14 protein-coding genes are annotated in these 14,582 nt (G+C 71.2%); 5 read left to right on the top strand and 9 right to left on the bottom strand.

Annotation, left to right across the window (positions count from 1 at the left end):
• Positions 1-2: 2 nt before the first annotated feature.
• Positions 3-614: a hypothetical protein gene (locus tag KF837_02000; GenBank protein ID MBX3226050.1), complete on the bottom strand. Its 612-nt coding sequence runs from the start codon at positions 612-614 to the stop codon at positions 3-5.
• 145 nt (positions 615-759) lie between these two features.
• On the opposite strand from KF837_02000, the gene KF837_02005 reads away from it, so the two are divergent.
• Positions 760-1,932 (top strand): ABC transporter substrate-binding protein, encoded by a 1,173-nt coding sequence (locus KF837_02005; protein MBX3226051.1) that lies wholly within the window; start codon positions 760-762, stop codon positions 1,930-1,932.
• Here KF837_02005 and KF837_02010 read toward each other — a convergent pair.
• On the bottom strand, positions 1,898-2,233 hold the full coding sequence (locus KF837_02010; protein MBX3226052.1) for a hypothetical protein: 336 nt from the start codon (positions 2,231-2,233) through the stop codon (positions 1,898-1,900). The two genes, KF837_02005 and KF837_02010, sit on opposite strands and share 35 nt — an antisense overlap.
• 86 nt (positions 2,234-2,319) lie before the next feature.
• Here KF837_02010 and KF837_02015 point away from each other — a divergent pair, with 86 nt between their 5' ends.
• A complete protein-coding gene (locus tag KF837_02015; GenBank protein ID MBX3226053.1) occupies positions 2,320-3,993 on the top strand; it encodes an RICIN domain-containing protein in 1,674 nt (557 codons plus the stop codon).
• Between the two features lie 10 nt (positions 3,994-4,003).
• Positions 4,004-5,035, top strand: coding sequence for a class I SAM-dependent methyltransferase (locus tag KF837_02020; GenBank protein ID MBX3226054.1), 1,032 nt, complete (start codon positions 4,004-4,006; stop codon positions 5,033-5,035).
• 1 nt (position 5,036) lies between these two features.
• On the opposite strand, the gene KF837_02025 is transcribed toward KF837_02020, so the two are convergent.
• Positions 5,037-7,061: a cation:proton antiporter gene (locus KF837_02025; protein ID MBX3226055.1), complete on the bottom strand. Its 2,025-nt coding sequence runs from the start codon at positions 7,059-7,061 to the stop codon at positions 5,037-5,039.
• A gap of 165 nt (positions 7,062-7,226) precedes the next feature.
• Between KF837_02025 and KF837_02030 the strand changes: the two genes are divergently transcribed.
• Positions 7,227-7,481 carry a hypothetical protein gene (locus tag KF837_02030; GenBank protein ID MBX3226056.1) on the top strand — a complete coding sequence of 85 codons (255 nt, stop codon included), beginning with the start codon at positions 7,227-7,229 and terminating at the stop codon, positions 7,479-7,481.
• Positions 7,482-7,505: 24 nt separating this feature from the next.
• Positions 7,506-7,724: a hypothetical protein gene (locus tag KF837_02035; GenBank protein ID MBX3226057.1), complete on the top strand. Its 219-nt coding sequence runs from the start codon at positions 7,506-7,508 to the stop codon at positions 7,722-7,724.
• Between the two features lie 180 nt (positions 7,725-7,904).
• On the opposite strand, the gene KF837_02040 is transcribed toward KF837_02035, so the two are convergent.
• From KF837_02040 to KF837_02065, 6 genes are all read right to left on the bottom strand, one after another.
• Positions 7,905-8,747, bottom strand: a complete 843-nt coding sequence (locus tag KF837_02040) for a hypothetical protein (protein ID MBX3226058.1) — start codon at positions 8,745-8,747, stop codon at positions 7,905-7,907.
• A 112-nt stretch (positions 8,748-8,859) separates the two neighbouring features.
• Positions 8,860-10,236: a DUF4185 domain-containing protein gene (locus KF837_02045; GenBank protein ID MBX3226059.1), complete on the bottom strand. Its 1,377-nt coding sequence runs from the start codon at positions 10,234-10,236 to the stop codon at positions 8,860-8,862.
• 120 nt (positions 10,237-10,356) lie between these two features.
• Positions 10,357-11,403, bottom strand: coding sequence for an alpha/beta hydrolase (locus tag KF837_02050; GenBank protein MBX3226060.1), 1,047 nt, complete (start codon positions 11,401-11,403; stop codon positions 10,357-10,359).
• Positions 11,400-11,993 (bottom strand): TetR/AcrR family transcriptional regulator, encoded by a 594-nt coding sequence (locus KF837_02055; protein ID MBX3226061.1) that lies wholly within the window; start codon positions 11,991-11,993, stop codon positions 11,400-11,402. Before KF837_02055 ends, KF837_02050 begins: the two co-directional genes overlap by 4 nt.
• 183 nt (positions 11,994-12,176) lie before the next feature.
• Positions 12,177-13,517, bottom strand: a complete 1,341-nt coding sequence (locus tag KF837_02060) for a sigma 54-dependent Fis family transcriptional regulator (GenBank protein ID MBX3226062.1) — start codon at positions 13,515-13,517, stop codon at positions 12,177-12,179.
• Positions 13,518-13,529: 12 nt separating this feature from the next.
• The gene (locus KF837_02065; protein ID MBX3226063.1) at positions 13,530-14,564 is read right to left on the bottom strand and encodes a hypothetical protein; all 1,035 of its coding nucleotides are present in this window, start codon (positions 14,562-14,564) and stop codon (positions 13,530-13,532) included.
• Positions 14,565-14,582: the final 18 nt, after the last annotated feature.

Here is a 14,582-nt window from a genome sequence, read left to right on the forward strand (position 1 = left end):
ACTCAGAACAGGTTCATCTCGACGCGGGTCGCGGCGGCGTCGAGCTCGTCGAGCGCGCGGTAGAGCTCCCCGCGCATGCGTTGCCACTCGTCGCTGCCGTAGGCGTGGATGGAGCTCATACGCGACTGCACGGCGGCCTTCTTCGAGCCGAACGTGGCCATGTCCGTGTTGTACTTGCCGCGGCGTGCGGGCGGGATGCGCGAGAGCTGCGTCTGCGTCTGCGCCACGCGCGCGCTCGCCCGCGTGAGGCGATCGTGGGCGTCCTCGTAGGCCGCCTTCCGCTCGATCTCGCGGCCCATCTTCTCCCACTTCGCCCTGTCCTTCGCGAGCTGCTCGGCGTTGGCGCGCGCCTCGACCTCCGCCGCCGTGCGCATCGTGTCTTCGTTCGGATCCTTCGTCGCTTCGCCTTGCTTCGCCTGGACCTCCGGCGGCGGCGGGGTCGCGAGCCCGGTCGGCTCCTGGATGGTGGGCGGCGGCGCAGGGCTCGGCTGCGACGGCGGCGGCGCGGCGGCGGGTGGGGCGACGGCGGTGGTCGGGGCGGCGACGTCGGCGCTCGCACCGCCGCACGCGACGGCACCGAGCACGACGAAGGCGAGAGCGGAGGTACGGCGCATGGTCGTCGTTGCAGCAGCGCGCGTGCCGGCGGCTCGCGCCGCGGCGGGACCGCGGTGAAGCACGCGATCTCCGGCGATCGCGCGAGGTGATTGGGCGCGGCGTCGATGCGAGCTGCCCCACCTGGGGCGTGCTAGAGGTCGCATCATGCGGCGCGCGGCCCGGCCCCCGTTCATGCTCGCGCCGCGGGAGCGCCGTACGCTCGGGCGTACGCAGCGGTTCATGCTCGCGCTTGCGGTCGTGCTCGTGCATGGGCTCGCGGGCGGGCGGACCGCGGACGCGCGCGAGGCGGTCCGCGTGCTCGTCCCGGACCGCGACAACTTGCAATACGCAAGCTTCTGGCTGGCGCAGGGCGCCGGCTACTTCGCGGACGAGGGCTACGACGTCGAGCTCGTCGTCCCGTCCGCGCCGGCGCAGACGGCGACGTTCTTCGAGGAGCGCAAGGCGGACGTCGCGGTCCTCCCGCCGCCGGTCTACGCCGGCCTCGTCGCGCGGCGCGTCCCGGTCGTGCTCGTCGCGAACCTCCTCGCGAACGATCCGATCGACCTCGTCGTCCGCCGCTCCGTCCTCGAGGCGCGCGGCCTCCGCGCCGACATGCCGCTCCGCGAGCGGCTCGCCGGCCTGCGCGGGGTCAAGCTCGGGATCGCGCCGCACCCGCCATCGCGATTGCGTGCGCTCTACACGTCGGTGGGGCTCGACGCGGACGTGGACGTGGAGATGGTGATCCTCCACGGCAAGGAGCAGAACGCGGCCTTCCACGACGGGAGCGTCGACGCGCTCTACGCGCACACGCCGTACCTCGAACGCGCGATCGTGCACGACGACGCGGTCATGCTCGTCGACCAGAACCGCGGCGAGGTCCCGGTCCTCGCGGGGCGGCAGATCCACGCGCTCGCGGTGCATCGCTCGCTCCTCGAGCTGCGCGCCGGGCTCGCGACCGCGCTCGTGCGCGCGATCGCCCGCGCGGAGGAGCTGGTGCATCGCGCGCCGGCGGAGGCGGCCGCGGTCTTCGCGCGGATGTTCCCCGCGCGCGATCGCCGCGAGCTCGAGACGATCGTGCGCCTCTACGAGCCCGCGATCCCGAAGACGCCGGCGGTGAGCGCCGCGCAGATCCCGAACGCGGTGACGCTGTTCCCGGCGGGCCAGGACAAGCCCGACCTCTCCGGGATCGACCTCACGAAGCACGTCGCGCCGGAGCTCTACGCGCCGCCGAAGCCGCCCGTGTCGGAGGCGAAGCTCGCGCTCCTCTTCGTCCTCGTCGCCGCGCTCACGGCGACGGCGGGCATCACGATCGTGCGGCGGCGCGAGACGCGCGTCTGAAGCGCACGAGCCACACGACGCCGGCGCAGCCCACCGCGGCGGGCAACCCGAACGCGAGGCCGAGGACGTAGCCCACGAGCAGCACGCCGAGCTTCGAGCCGCGGTCGCCCGCGTGGCCGGCGGGATACGCGGCGAGCGCGCTCACGCCGTTGTGCGCCGCGTAGAGCTTCTCGCTCGTCGTGAGGAAGGCGAGCACCGCGAGCGCGGAGGGGACGAAGCCGACGACGATGACGACGCGCAGGTCGACGCCGCGCCACACGAGCGCGGTCGCCGCGCCATGGTGATCCCGGCGCGGTGACACCGAGCCGGGCACGACGCAGCGAGACGCGCAAAGGCCCACAGAAACGCGGGTGCGACATCGGCCCGAAGGGTGCATTGGGGCGCGTCATGCGTGCTTTCTTCTTCCTCGCGGTCGTCGCCGCGGGCTGCACCGTCGCGGACGCGACGAGCGATCTCGACGCTGCGATCGCGAACGGACGGCGAGCCGAGTCGGCGCCCGCCGCCGTCGATGCGCCTCCGGAGCCCGGCGCGGTCGCCGCCGAGACGGAGCCGAAGCCGAAGCCGAAGCGGCCCGCGCGCACGGCGCCGGCCGCGCTCGCGGTGCCGGACGGGTTCTATCCGCGCGTCATCCAGCGATCGAACGGGACCGTCGTCGCGTCGGTCGTGCGGTTCTTGCCGAGCGGGCGCATGGGCGCGACGGTGTTCGAGAGCAACGACGAAGGGCTCTCCTTCCAGGAGATCGGCGCGATCGACGATCCGATCAACGACGGCGGGCTCTGCTGCGGGACGCTCTTCGAGCTGCCGCGCGCGCTCGGCGGGCTCGCGGCCGGCACGCTGCTCTGGTCCGCCTCGGCCGGCGGCGACGCGCCCGACGCGCCGATGTCGATCCCGATCTGGAAGAGCGCCGACGGCGGGCGCACGTGGTCCTTCCTCGCGAAGGTCGCGACCGCGTCGAAGCCGCGGCGGAGCGGCGGGCTGTGGGAGCCGGAGCTCTCGCTCCTCGACGACGGCACCCTCGCGTGCCACTGGTCCGACGAGACCGACGGCGCGCACAGCCAGAAGCTCGTCGTCGCGCGCTCGAGCGACGGCGTCACCTGGCGCGATCGGCACGACACCGTCGCGCTCGCGCCGTTCGGTCATCGCCCCGGCATGCCGAACGTGCGGCGGGCGCCGGGCGGCCCGTTCGTCATGAGCTACGAGATCTGCGCGCTGCCGAACGACAGCTGCACCGCGTTCGTGCGCTTCTCGAACGACGGCTGGAGCTGGGGCAACGTGAACGATCGCGGGCTCCGCGTCGCGACGATCGACGGCAAGCACTTCCGCCACGCGCCGACGCTCTCGTGGTCGTCCGCGCCGGGCGTGAACGGTCGCTTCATCATGGTCGGGCAGATGGTGCACGACGCGAACGGCGCGGTCGCGCGCGAGAACGGGACGCAGCTGCTCGTCAGCTCCGAGGGCGCGACCCATGCATGGTACATGGTCGCCGCACCCGTCCCGGTGCCGGACGCGTTCGACAACTTCTGCCCCAACTACAGCTCGTCGATCCTCGCGCTCGAGAACGGCACCGTCGCCCTCGAGCTAGCGTCGAAATGGGACGGCGAGCTTTGCCGGACGTACTTCGCGCGCGGGCCGCTCGTCGACACGAGCGACGGCTCCGAGATCGAGGACGGCAAGACGTACCGCCTCGTGAGCGCGCACAGCGGGATGTGCCTCGACGTGGCGGGCGGCTCGACCGCCGCCGGCGGCGACGTCATCCAGTGGACGTGCAACGGCGGCCCCGCGCAGCGCTGGAAGGTGGAGAGGACGGCGACCGGCGCGATCACGCTCCGCGCGGAGGTGAGCGGCATGCTGCTCGCGGTCGCAGGCGGCGACGTGGTGCAGAACCCGAACGGGACCGCGTGGAAGCCCCGCGCGATGGGCACCGGCTACTACACGCTCGCGCACGAAGGCGCGACGACGTGCCTCGACGTCGCGGGCGGATCGACCGCCGCAGGCGGCAACGTCGCCGAATGGACATGCAACGACCTCGCTCCGCAGCTCTGGAAGCTCGAAGCGCTGTAGCCTTCGGTGCATGGATGCATCGGCGCTGACGGAGTCGAAGGCGGGAGCGCTCGGGGCTGCGTTCACGAGCGCGCGCGCCGCTGCGAGGACCGCGTTCTATGCCGGCGCGACCGTCGCCGCGGCGCGGCTCGCGAAGCCGCTCGGGGTCGCCGAGCGCGAGTATGGACGCCACGCGCTGCGCGATGCGTTCGAGCTCCATCGCGAGGTGCTCGCGCGCCCGGGCATGAACGACGTGATGCGGAAGGCGGAGCGCGAGGACCTCGCGACGCTCCCGTTCTTCCTCGCGAGCGTGCCGCTCGACCTCGCGCGCCTCGTCACGCGGACGCGCGGCGGCAAGAAGCGCGGCGCGGTCCGCGCGCAGGACGACTTCCCGTACCCCGACTACTACCTCAACGACTTCCATCATCAGTCGAACGGCAACCTCTCGCTCCGCGCCGCGCTCACGTACGAGTGGCAGATCCGCTTCCTCTTCATGGGCACGAACCGCATCATGCGGCAGGCGCTCATCGACGAGGTCCCGCTCGGCGATCGCCTCGAGCTCCTCGACGTCGGCTGCGGCACCGCCTCGTGGCTGACGCAGGCCCGCCTCCAGGACCGGCGCCACCGCGTGACGGGGATCGATCTCTCTCCTCATTACCTCGGCGTCGCGACGGCGTTCCGCGGGAAGGAGGCGTCCTTCCGCCAGATGGACGCCGCGAAGCTCGATCCGGCGTGGACCGGCCTCTTCGACGCGGTCACGTGCATCTGGCTCTTCCACGAGCTGCCGCCGCACGTGACGCGCGCCGTGACGGCGGAGATCGCGCGCGTCCTCCGCCCCGGCGGCCGCCTCTACTTCATGGACGCCGCGCAGCCGTGCGACGTCCCCGACGCCGAGGAGGTCGTCGTCGGGATCAGCGAGGTGTTCCGCGACTACATGAACGAGCCGTACTTCCGGCTCTACCAGGGGATCGATCTCCCGGACCTCTTCACCGAGCACGGCCTCACGATCGAGAAGACGCGCCGCTGCTACGCCTCGAAGGTCGTCGTCGCGCGCAAGGCGTGATTCAGGCGAGCATCGCCTTCGCCGCCTCGATCGCCTCCTGCGTGCCGGCGAGCGCGAGGACGTCGCCGGCCTGGAGCGGCTCGCGGCCGGTGATCGCGAGGCCCTCGCCGTTGCGCATGATCGTGATGACGCTCGCGCCGGAGAGCGCGCGGAGGTTGATCTCGGTGAGGGACTTGCCGATCGCGGGGCTGTTCGGCGTGAGGCGGACCGGCGTGACGGCGCCGAGGCCGGGGAGGAGCTCGTGGACCTCGTGCAGGCTCGGACCGCTCGCGAACGCCTGGCGCCCGAGCGCCTCGACGATGAGCTGCGCGCCGGCCTGGACGTGATCGTGCAGGTTCGTCGCGCCGCGCCAGAAGCCGATCGCGAGGACGCCGAGGACGAGCGCGAGGACGACGCCGCTGTAGCGCGCCGAGATGAAGGGCTGCGTCACGGCGAGGAGGGGGAAGCCGACGAGGAGCACCACGCCGAGCTGCAGCGTCACGACGAGCGCGCGGCGCGGCGCGGCGGCGAGATCGAGCTTGCCCGCCTCCTTGCTCGGGAGCGCGGAGGTCGCGAGCTGCATGCCGAGCTTCCGCGCGATGCGCGCGATCCCGAAGACGAAGGGCGCCGAGAGCAGGGCCGCGAGGACGAGGACCGCCCAGCGGCCGATCGCGGCGGGGACGCCGACGCGCTCGTTCAGCTCGCTCGTGAGCCGCGCCTCCGTCACCGCCGCGCCGATGATGATCGCCGCGAGGAGGAGCGCGTCGAGGGCGAGGAGACGGAAGAGGCGGTTCGTCCCCGCGCTCTTCGTCTTGCTGCTCCGGAGCTCGTCGAGCCACGTGCCGTAGAGCGAGACGAAGGTCTGGAGCGGCTTCGGCAAGCGCGCGTCGATGATCTTCGCGAGCGGGTCCGACTTGCGGACGAGCCACGGCGTCGTGAACGTCGTGACGACGGAGACGGCGACCGCGACGGGGTAGAGGAAGTCGCCGATCGCTCCGTGCGCGATGCCGACGCCGGCGATGATGAACGAGAACTCGCCGATCTGGGCGAGGCTCATCCCCGCCTGGATCGAGGTCTGGAGCCGGCGGCCGCTGAGGAAGGCGCCGAACGACACGCTCACGATCTGTCCGACGATGACGACGACGACGAGCGCGAGGGTCGGCGCCCAGTGCTCGAGGACGACCTTCGGATCGAGCAGCATGCCGACCGCGACGAAGAAGATCGCGGCGAACACGTCGCGGACGGGGCGCACGACCGCCTCCACGCGCTCGGCCTCCCCCGACTCCGCGACGAGCGCGCCGGCGACGAAGGCGCCGAGCGCGACGGAGTACCCGACCCGCTCGGCGATGACGGCGAAGCCGAACGCGAGCCCGATGCTCGCGAGGAGGAGCGACTCCGAGCTCTTGCCGTGGGCGACGAGCCGGATCGCGCGCGGGACGACGAGGAAGCCGACGACGACGAGGACGAGCAAGAACCCGCCGAGCTGCCCCGCCGTGCGCGCGAGGACGGCGGTCGGGACGTCGTTGCCGCGTGAGAGCGCGGTGAGGACGGCGAGGAGGAGGATCGCGGCGAGGTCCTGGACGACGAGGACGCCGAACACGGTGTCGGCGAGCGCCTTGCTCACCTGCTGCTCGGCGAAGACCTTCGCGACGACCATCGTGCTCGAGATCGCGACCATCGCGCCGGCGAAGAGGCTCTCGCGACCGCTCCACCCGAACGCCTGCCCGGCGAGGTAGCCGCTCCACATCAACGTGCTGATCTGGATGACGCCGACGATGCCGGAGGTCGGGAGGACGCGCGCGAGCTTGCGGAAGGTGAACTCGAGGCCGACCGAGAACATGACGAGGACGACGCCGAGCTCGGAGAGCGTGTGGATGCGGTCCTTGTCGACGAAGAGCGGGATCGGGACGTGGGGTCCGACGATGAGCCCGGCGAGGAGGTAGCCGAGGACGACCGGCTGGCGCAGGCGGCGAAAGACGAGCGTCGTGACCGCGGCGACGCCCAGCACGAGCGCCAGGTCTTCGAGCAGCGTGCGCGGTCCGGACATGGCGTCCATCCTAGGTCGAGCCGAGACCCGACGGAGCGGCACGTTTCCCCGCCCACGCGTCGCGGGACGCGTCGGAGACACGAACGCGTTTTGCCGAAACGGCAACGCGGCATGTTCGGTCCGACGCATGGTCGAGCTCGACGCCGGAGGCCATACTCCCGCGCGATGATCGACGCCGTCCTCCCGCTCCCCGTCAGCTTGAAGTGGGTCGCGTACGCCTGCCGCATGGCCGGCGCGGCGAAGCCCCGCTGGAGCCGCGAGCGCTCGACGTGGACCACGACGACCCGCGACGAGACGCTCCGCATCACGTCGCCCGCTCCCCACGTCGTCCGCATCGACTCCGACAGCGACACGGCCCACCGCCTCGTGACCGCCTTCTACACCGGCATGCGCGCCCACGCGCGCCTCGCAGCGGCGTAGAGGTTCTTCGGGCACGCGAGGGCGATGTCCGCCAAGCCGCTCCCCGTCGCCCCGTCGCTCGACGCTGATCCCGTCGACCTAGCGTTCGACAACGGCCCCATGCTCGGACCCGAGGACGTGACGGACGAGGAGAGAGCCTCGCTCGAGCATGCCATTCGCGAGATGCGCGATGCTGGACCTGAACCAACCATTCCCCACGCCGAAGTGACGCGGCGTGTCCGAGAGCATCACGGCGTGAAGTGATTCATGCCCCGTGGGCACTCGAGTGGACCGACCATGCGTCGCAGAGTCCGGCGTTGGCAGCGTCCGGCGCATGGTCGTCGACGGCGCGATAGAAGCGGTCTTGCTCCTCGCGCTATCGTCATCACGCGCGATCGAACGAGAAGGATCGTGTTTGTCAGAAGGATCGTTCGCTACGCGTGACTACGGCTCCGCGAAGACCTCGTCGAGGGCGGCGGCGGTGATGATGCGATCCGTCCAGCGGGTCAGCTCGTCGACACCGGCGGCGCGGATGCGCGCTTCCACGGCGTCGTCGAGCCCGCCGAAGCGCGCGCGGAGCTGCCGCGTGAGGACCTCTCGCATCGCCTGCTCGCGGCCGGCTCTCTGTCCCTTTTCGAGGAGCTCGCGCTCCCATCGTTCCACGAAGTCCTGTGTCGCCATGGCGAACTCCTCGTCTCTGTTCGGCTCTCCCCAAATTTTTAGCACGGCGGGTACGATCATGGCTCGCTCGGGCGCGTCGGGTGGGAGCGCGGTGGCCTCGCTCAGCGCGTCGCGAAGCACGCGGCCAGCGCCCACCGCGCGCAAGAGGAGCGTCCCGCGCTCGACGGGCAGCTCGTTGATCACGATCAGGCGCGTGAAGAAGTCCTCCTCCAGCGCGTAGGTCCCCGATGGCCAGTCCGGGACCGCGGTGAACCCGAGCTTCGCGATCGCCGTGGTCGGACGGCCGGCGGACAGGATCCAGAGCGTCGACGATCGCGTCTCGGGTCGCTTTCGTCGCTCGGTCAGCTTCGCCAGGCACTCGAGCACGTCGTGGCTGCTCGGTGGGTCGTGGAAGAACTCGAGCAGCGCGTGCTCCTCGTGGAACATCCGGCCGACGAGGCCAAAGCGACGAAGCGACTCGAGCCTCGCCGCGTCGGGCTCGAACGTCAGGTCGATCGACTGGCTGTCGGGCGCGACCTCCGTCTCCGTATCCACCGTCCCCGCACGCTCGAGCAACGCCGACCACATCCTCTTCGCGAGCTTGTCGAACGGCGTCCGCGTCGGCACGTCGCCCCTTCGTGCGTCCCTCGAAGGTGTTGCGTGAAATGCGCTCGTGATCACTCGTTGGTCACGGTCACGAACCCGAGCGCGGCGACCGCGGCGAGCGCGCCGACCGCGCTTACTCGAAGGTCGCGTGCATGAGCGCGACGTTGTACGGGTCCCACGTCGACATAAGGTAGCTCGCGGTGAAGGTGCCGTCCGCGTTCTTCTTCACCTCCGGGAGGAGGTACGTGCCGTAGAAGCCGGCGCGGTCGCAGTGGAACATGCGCTCGCCTTCGCAGCTGTTGCCCTGGCAGCAGTACTTCGCGCGGAAGCCCGCGTCGCCCATGTCGCTCACGACGACGCCCTCGGACCACGGGCCCTCCGGCGCCGCCGCGAAGCGCGCGATGATGCGGTTCTTCCCCGGCGTCTGCTCCTGATCGATCATCATGTAGCGACCGATCGACGGGTAGTACTGGACCGAGAGCTCGCCGATGCCGGGCACCGGAACGATCGGCGCCGTCGCCTCGCGCGCGCCCTTCCACGTCTTCGTCGCCGCGTCGTAGCGCTCGAAGCCGCCCTCCGTCTCGAGCGCGGAGAGCTTCTTGCGCGCGAGGTGGACCGGGCTCTTGCGGTAGTCGCCCGTGCCGTAGACGTAGACGTAGTCGCCGACCACGAGCGACGCGTTGTTGATGAAGTCGCCGCGGAGCGCGCCGTCGGCGTCGAAGCGCTGATCGACGTGGTAGAGGATGTCGAGGTTCGGGAGGCCGGTCGGGCTCGGCGCCTGCCACTTCGCGAGGTAGGAGCCCTTCATCTGAACCTGCGCGTTCACGATCGTATAAAAGACGTAGATCGAGCCGCTCGCGGAGAAGACGCCGGACGGGACCTCGAAGTCGCCGGGCAGGTGCGGGAACTTCCCGCGCCCCGCCGCGTTCTTGATGAACTCGCCGAGCGTCTTGCCCGCGGGGGCGCGCATCGAGATCGCCGCCCAGTCGCGCTGGATGCGCGCGTCGCGCTGCGGGCCCACGCTCGCGTCGCGCGCGAGGCCGAGGAAGCCGAGCTGCCTGCACATCGTGTTCGGGTCCGCCGCGAGCGTCGCCGCCGGCATCACGCCGACCGCGTCGGGCTGCGACTCGCCGAAGTTCCAGATCCCCTTGTAGCCGACGGTGTCGCCGAAGAAGAAGTAGGTGGTGCCGTCGTGGTTGACCGGGATCCCGAGGTCGGTGCCCTTCAGGTTGAACTTGAAGTGCGTGTCGTTCGCGACCGGATCGTCGACGTTGCGACCGTTGATCAACTTGCAACCTTGCGCGACGTCGCGGACCTTGGGCAGCGGGAGATCGGGGAATGTCGTCACGCCGTCGCTCGACACGGTGGTGCCGGGCGGCGCCTGCGCCGGCGCGCTCGAGTCGACGAGATCGTCCTGCTGCTCCCCCACGAGCCGGTCGGGGGACGCGTCCGGACCCGTCGAGCACGCGAGGACGAGGACAGGAAGGGCCGCAAGAAGGCGAAGGCGCATACCCGCGCCTACAGCAAGCTCGGTGCCGGCGCCCGCTTGCGCAACGACCTCGCGATTTCCTCGCGCATTCGCGGCCGTGACACACCGGCGGCCCAGGCCGATCCTGCGCGGGTGACACCTTCAGGTGGACACAGCCGTGTGCGTGCGGATGAAGGCGCCCGCCTCGTCGATCGCCTTCGTGCCCTCCGGCGTCATCCTGCGGAGGAGGTGCCAGACGTGCACCATCTCCGGGTACTCGGCGTAGGTCACGGCGTTGCCCGCGTCCTTCGCGCGCGCCGCGAAGACGCGGATCTGATCGACGAGCGTCTCGAGCGATCCGGCCTGCACGAGGAGCGGCGGCAGGCCCGCGAGCGACGCGGCGAAGGGCGAGAGCGCGGCCACGTCGGCCGACGCCGCGTAGTGACGCGCGGCGAGCTGGCAGTGCTCCTTGCCCACGAAGTCGTAGCGCGCGTTCTCGTCGAAGCTCGCGCCCGAGCAGGCGAGGTCGACCCACGGGCTGATCGCGACCGCGGCGCCGGGGAGCGGCAGCCCTTCGTCGCGGAGCGCGATGAGCGTCGCGATCGTGAGCGTCCCGCCGGCGGAGTCGCCCGCGAGCGCGACGTTCGCGGGCGCGACGCCGCGATCGAGCAGGTAGCGGTACGCCGCCACCGCGTCCGTCACCGCGGCGGGGGCGGGGTGCTCCGGCGCGAGGCGGTACTCGAGCGAGAGCGTGCGGGCGCGCGCGGCGCGGGCGAGCGCGCCGATCATCTCGCCGTGCGTGCGCAGCGATCCGAAGACGAACCCGCCGCCGTGGAAGTAGAGGAGCACCGACGCGCCCGCGTCGGGCGGCTCGAGCCACGCGGCGTAGAGCGGACGCCCTCCCTCCGCGCTCACGTTCACGAAGCGAGGGGTGAGGTCGTCGGTCTTCAGCGGGCTCATCGCCTCGCCCACGTTGCGCCAGCGGACCATTCCGATCGCGGGCATGACGGACCACGAGCCGCGCGTCGCCGCGATGACGAGCTCGAGCCCGAGCGGCCACTTCGGGTTGACGCCGCGTCCGAAGAGGCGGCGCACGAGCGCGCGGAGCATCGCGCCCACCGCCGCGCCGACCACGCGGATCGAGTCCCATCGCCGCGCGACTGGACGCGGCAAGGCCGTCGCGACGGGGATCGCCTCCGCTTCGGTCATGGCCGCGCCCCGCGCACGTGCTGCTCCACCATCGCGCGGAAGAGCACGAGCGGCGCCGGGAGGAGCCCCTGCGCCCAGGCGATGAGCGCCATGTAATAGAACGAGAAGACCGCGGTCGCGAAGAGGGTCACGTCCGTGTCGCGCGCGATCTCTCCGCGCTCGCGCGCCGCGCCGACGACGGCGGCGATCCGCACGTGAACGCGCTCGACCTGGCTGCCGAAGCGCTCCTTCCACGGCGACGCGGCGAAGAGCGAGCTCTCGAGGAGCGTGCGCGAGAGCTCCGGGCGCCGCGCGTAGTACGCGTAGGCCGGCGCCATGATGTCGGCCAGACGCGTCACGAGAGAGCCGCGCTTCCCGCGCGTGAGGCAGATCGCGATCGCCTCCTCGAGGTCGTCGTAGAGCGCGGCATGAAGCATCCCTTTCTTGTCTCCGAAATGCAGCGAGAGCGTCCCGATCGCGACCCCAGCCTCCTCCGCGATCGCGCGGAAGCTCGCTCCCTCGTACCCATCACGCTCGAAGTGCCTCCGCGCGACGTCGAGGATCCGACGCCTAGTCTCCTCTTTCCGCTCCCCCCGACTGAACCCGTTCACTGAACACGTTCACTCTAGAGTCCGCACCTCCCAACGTCAACCAGAAGGGCCCAGAAACCAGAAGGGCCCCAGAAGGGCCCCAGAAGCGGCCGCGAAAGCGGGCGCGAAGTGCCCCGAGCGCTCCGCGCGAGGGCCGTGTCTGGGGTGGGGTGTCGGGGCAAAGCCCCGACGTTGAGCGAGAAACTACTCGTCCGCGCCGTGGGGCGAGCGGATGCGGTGTAGCATGCGGTGGAAGCTGCCGCGGCGGACGCCGGCGAGCTCCGCCGCGCGGACGACGACGTTGCCGGCGCGCGCGAGGACGGCGGGGAGGTACGCGCGCTCGAAGCGCTCGATCGCGACCGCCTTCGCCTCGAGGTACGGCAGGTGCGCGAGGTCGTCGCCGCTGGCGCCGCCGGCGCGCGCCTCGCCGGGCTCGCCGAAGAGGCCGGCCGCGTTCGGGCCGAGCACCGTGTAGCGCTGGATGACGTTGCGGAGCTCGCGCACGTTGCCGGGCCACGGGTACGAGAGCAGCATCGCCTCGAGGTCGGGTGAGAGGCGCGTGTCCTCGAAGCCGGGGATGCGGGAGAGGAACGCGTACGCGAGCGGGAGGACGTCCTCCTTGCGCTCGCGGAGCGGCGGGACGCCGACGCGGAGGACCGCGAGGCGGTAGAAGAGGTCGCGCCGGAACTCGTTCGCGTTCGCGGCTTCGCTGAGGTTCCGGTTCGTCGCGGCGACGATGCGCACGTCGACGCTCCTCGTGCCGCGGCCGCCGAGCGGCCGGACCTCCCGCGCCTCGAGCGCGCGGAGGAGCTTGGGCTGCATCTCGAGCGGGAGCTCGCCGATCTCGTCGAGGAACAACGTGCCGCCGTGGGCCTGCACGAACGCGCCCTCGCGCGAGCGGTCCGCGCCCGTGAACGCGCCGCGCTCGTGCCCGAAGAGCTCGCTCTCGATCAGGTTGTGCGGGATCGCCCCGCAGTCGAGCGCGACGAAGGGGCCGTCGGCGCGCGCGCTCGCGGCGTGGATGCCGTTCGCGAGGACGTCCTTGCCGACGCCGCTCTCGCCCTCGATGAGGACGCTGACCTCCGTCTGCGCCGCGCGCTCGAGCAGCGCGAAGAGGTGGCGCATCGCGGTCGACTCGCCGATCGCGCCGCCGAACTGCGAGGTCGCCGAGATCGGGAGGTCGACCGCGGCCTCGACGTCGAGCGCGATCGTCGTGCTGCCGGCGAGGAACGACGTCGACTGCGCGACGACGACGTCGTTCATGCGCACGGTGCCGAGCCACGTCCCGTTGCGGCTCCCGACGTCGCGGACGTGGATCCCGTCCTCTTGGAGCGTGAAGCGGAGGTGCTCGCGCGAGACGGTGTCGTCGCTCAGGCGGAGATCGGCGGTCGGCCCCGTCCCGATGAGGAAGCTCGGACGATCGATGCGCGCGCTGCGCCCGGCGTCGGGTCCGTTCGTGACCGAGACGTGCGCGGACTTCACGCGAATCGTCTTCGTCGGGACGTCGGTGAGCGCGTTGGTCTCGAAGTCCGAGAGGTGTTTCATCGCTTGTTCCGCTCAGCGCACGAAGACCACGAACGAGCTCGCCTCGCCGTAGCCGCCGTCGGACCACTTCTTCGCGGTGGTGCCGGGCGCGTAGAGGATGCGGATGCGATCGAGCGGCGCCTCGTACTCGGTCTTGCACGGCGCGTCGGGGATCGTCCCGTGGACCATGAGCCAGCCCGTGTCGGCCGGGCAGCCCGGCGGGATCTCGTACTTCTTGTGCACGAGGAAGCGACGCTGGAGGTTCTGATCGCCCCCGACGCCGAAGTCCACGAACTGCACCGCGCCGTTGAGATCGCTGTACGAGCTCGCCTTGATCCGCGCCGGCGTCATGAACGTCGTGAACGTGGCGCCGGTCGCGTCGAAGACGATCTCCTTCACCGGGTTTCCGGCCGCGTCGTAGACGCGGAGCATCGCCTCCGTCACCGCGAACTGCTGATTGAGCTGCGAGAGAATGCGGCTCGTGTAGTGCACGCCGCTCTTCTTCGGCGTGAGCTCGGCGGCGACGGTGTCGTTGAGCGGGATGCTCGTATAGAACGTGAACGGATCGCCGGTGAGGCCCGCGCTCAGGCGATGCACCATCGTCCAGCCGCCCTCGCGCGCGGTCTGATCGCAGAAGACGTCGAGCGCGCTGCCCTGGAACGTGATCGTGGCGGGGCCCGTCGTCGCGTTGCCCTGCGCGAGGATCTGCTTGCACGAGGCCGCGCGGCAGACCTTGTTCGTGCACGTGGTGCCGCCGGTGCACGGCGCGCTGCACGCGCCGCAGTGCGCGTTCGAGGTCGCGAGGTCGAAGCAGCGATCGTCGCAGAGCGAGGTCGGCTCCGGGCACGAGAGCCCGCCGTCGGGCGTCTTCGTCGGATCGACCGACGCGTCGGGATCGGGGAGGACGGGCCCGCCGCCGCTGTCCTTCTTCGGGGTCGACGTCGCGTCGCGCGCGTCGTCGTCGTCGTCGTCGCCTTTGGGCGAGAGGCGCGACTCGTCGATCGAGACGAGGCACGCGGCCCCGCCCCCGACGCAGAGGGCGAGCGCAAATATCCAGGCTCCCCGCATCGCTCTCACCATAGCAGG

This window comes from Labilithrix sp., assembly GCA_019637155.1.
Lineage (GTDB): Bacteria > Myxococcota_A > Polyangia > Polyangiales > Polyangiaceae > Labilithrix.

What these genes read in the sequence shown, in the direction of transcription:
- KF837_02000 (MBX3226050.1), bottom strand. Translation starts at nt 614, where the DNA reads ATGCGCCGTACCTCCGCTCTCGCCTTCGTCGTGCTCGGTGCCGTCGCG.
- KF837_02005 (MBX3226051.1), top strand. Translation starts at nt 760, where the DNA reads ATGCGGCGCGCGGCCCGGCCCCCGTTCATGCTCGCGCCGCGGGAGCGC.
- KF837_02015 (MBX3226053.1), top strand. Translation starts at nt 2,320, where the DNA reads ATGCGTGCTTTCTTCTTCCTCGCGGTCGTCGCCGCGGGCTGCACCGTC.
- KF837_02020 (MBX3226054.1), top strand. Translation starts at nt 4,004, where the DNA reads ATGGATGCATCGGCGCTGACGGAGTCGAAGGCGGGAGCGCTCGGGGCT.
- KF837_02025 (MBX3226055.1), bottom strand. Translation starts at nt 7,061, where the DNA reads ATGTCCGGACCGCGCACGCTGCTCGAAGACCTGGCGCTCGTGCTGGGC.
- KF837_02030 (MBX3226056.1), top strand. Translation starts at nt 7,227, where the DNA reads ATGATCGACGCCGTCCTCCCGCTCCCCGTCAGCTTGAAGTGGGTCGCG.
- KF837_02035 (MBX3226057.1), top strand. Translation starts at nt 7,506, where the DNA reads ATGTCCGCCAAGCCGCTCCCCGTCGCCCCGTCGCTCGACGCTGATCCC.
- KF837_02045 (MBX3226059.1), bottom strand. Translation starts at nt 10,236, where the DNA reads ATGCGCCTTCGCCTTCTTGCGGCCCTTCCTGTCCTCGTCCTCGCGTGC.
- KF837_02050 (MBX3226060.1), bottom strand. Translation starts at nt 11,403, where the DNA reads ATGACCGAAGCGGAGGCGATCCCCGTCGCGACGGCCTTGCCGCGTCCA.
- KF837_02060 (MBX3226062.1), bottom strand. Translation starts at nt 13,517, where the DNA reads ATGAAACACCTCTCGGACTTCGAGACCAACGCGCTCACCGACGTCCCG.
- KF837_02065 (MBX3226063.1), bottom strand. Translation starts at nt 14,564, where the DNA reads ATGCGGGGAGCCTGGATATTTGCGCTCGCCCTCTGCGTCGGGGGCGGG.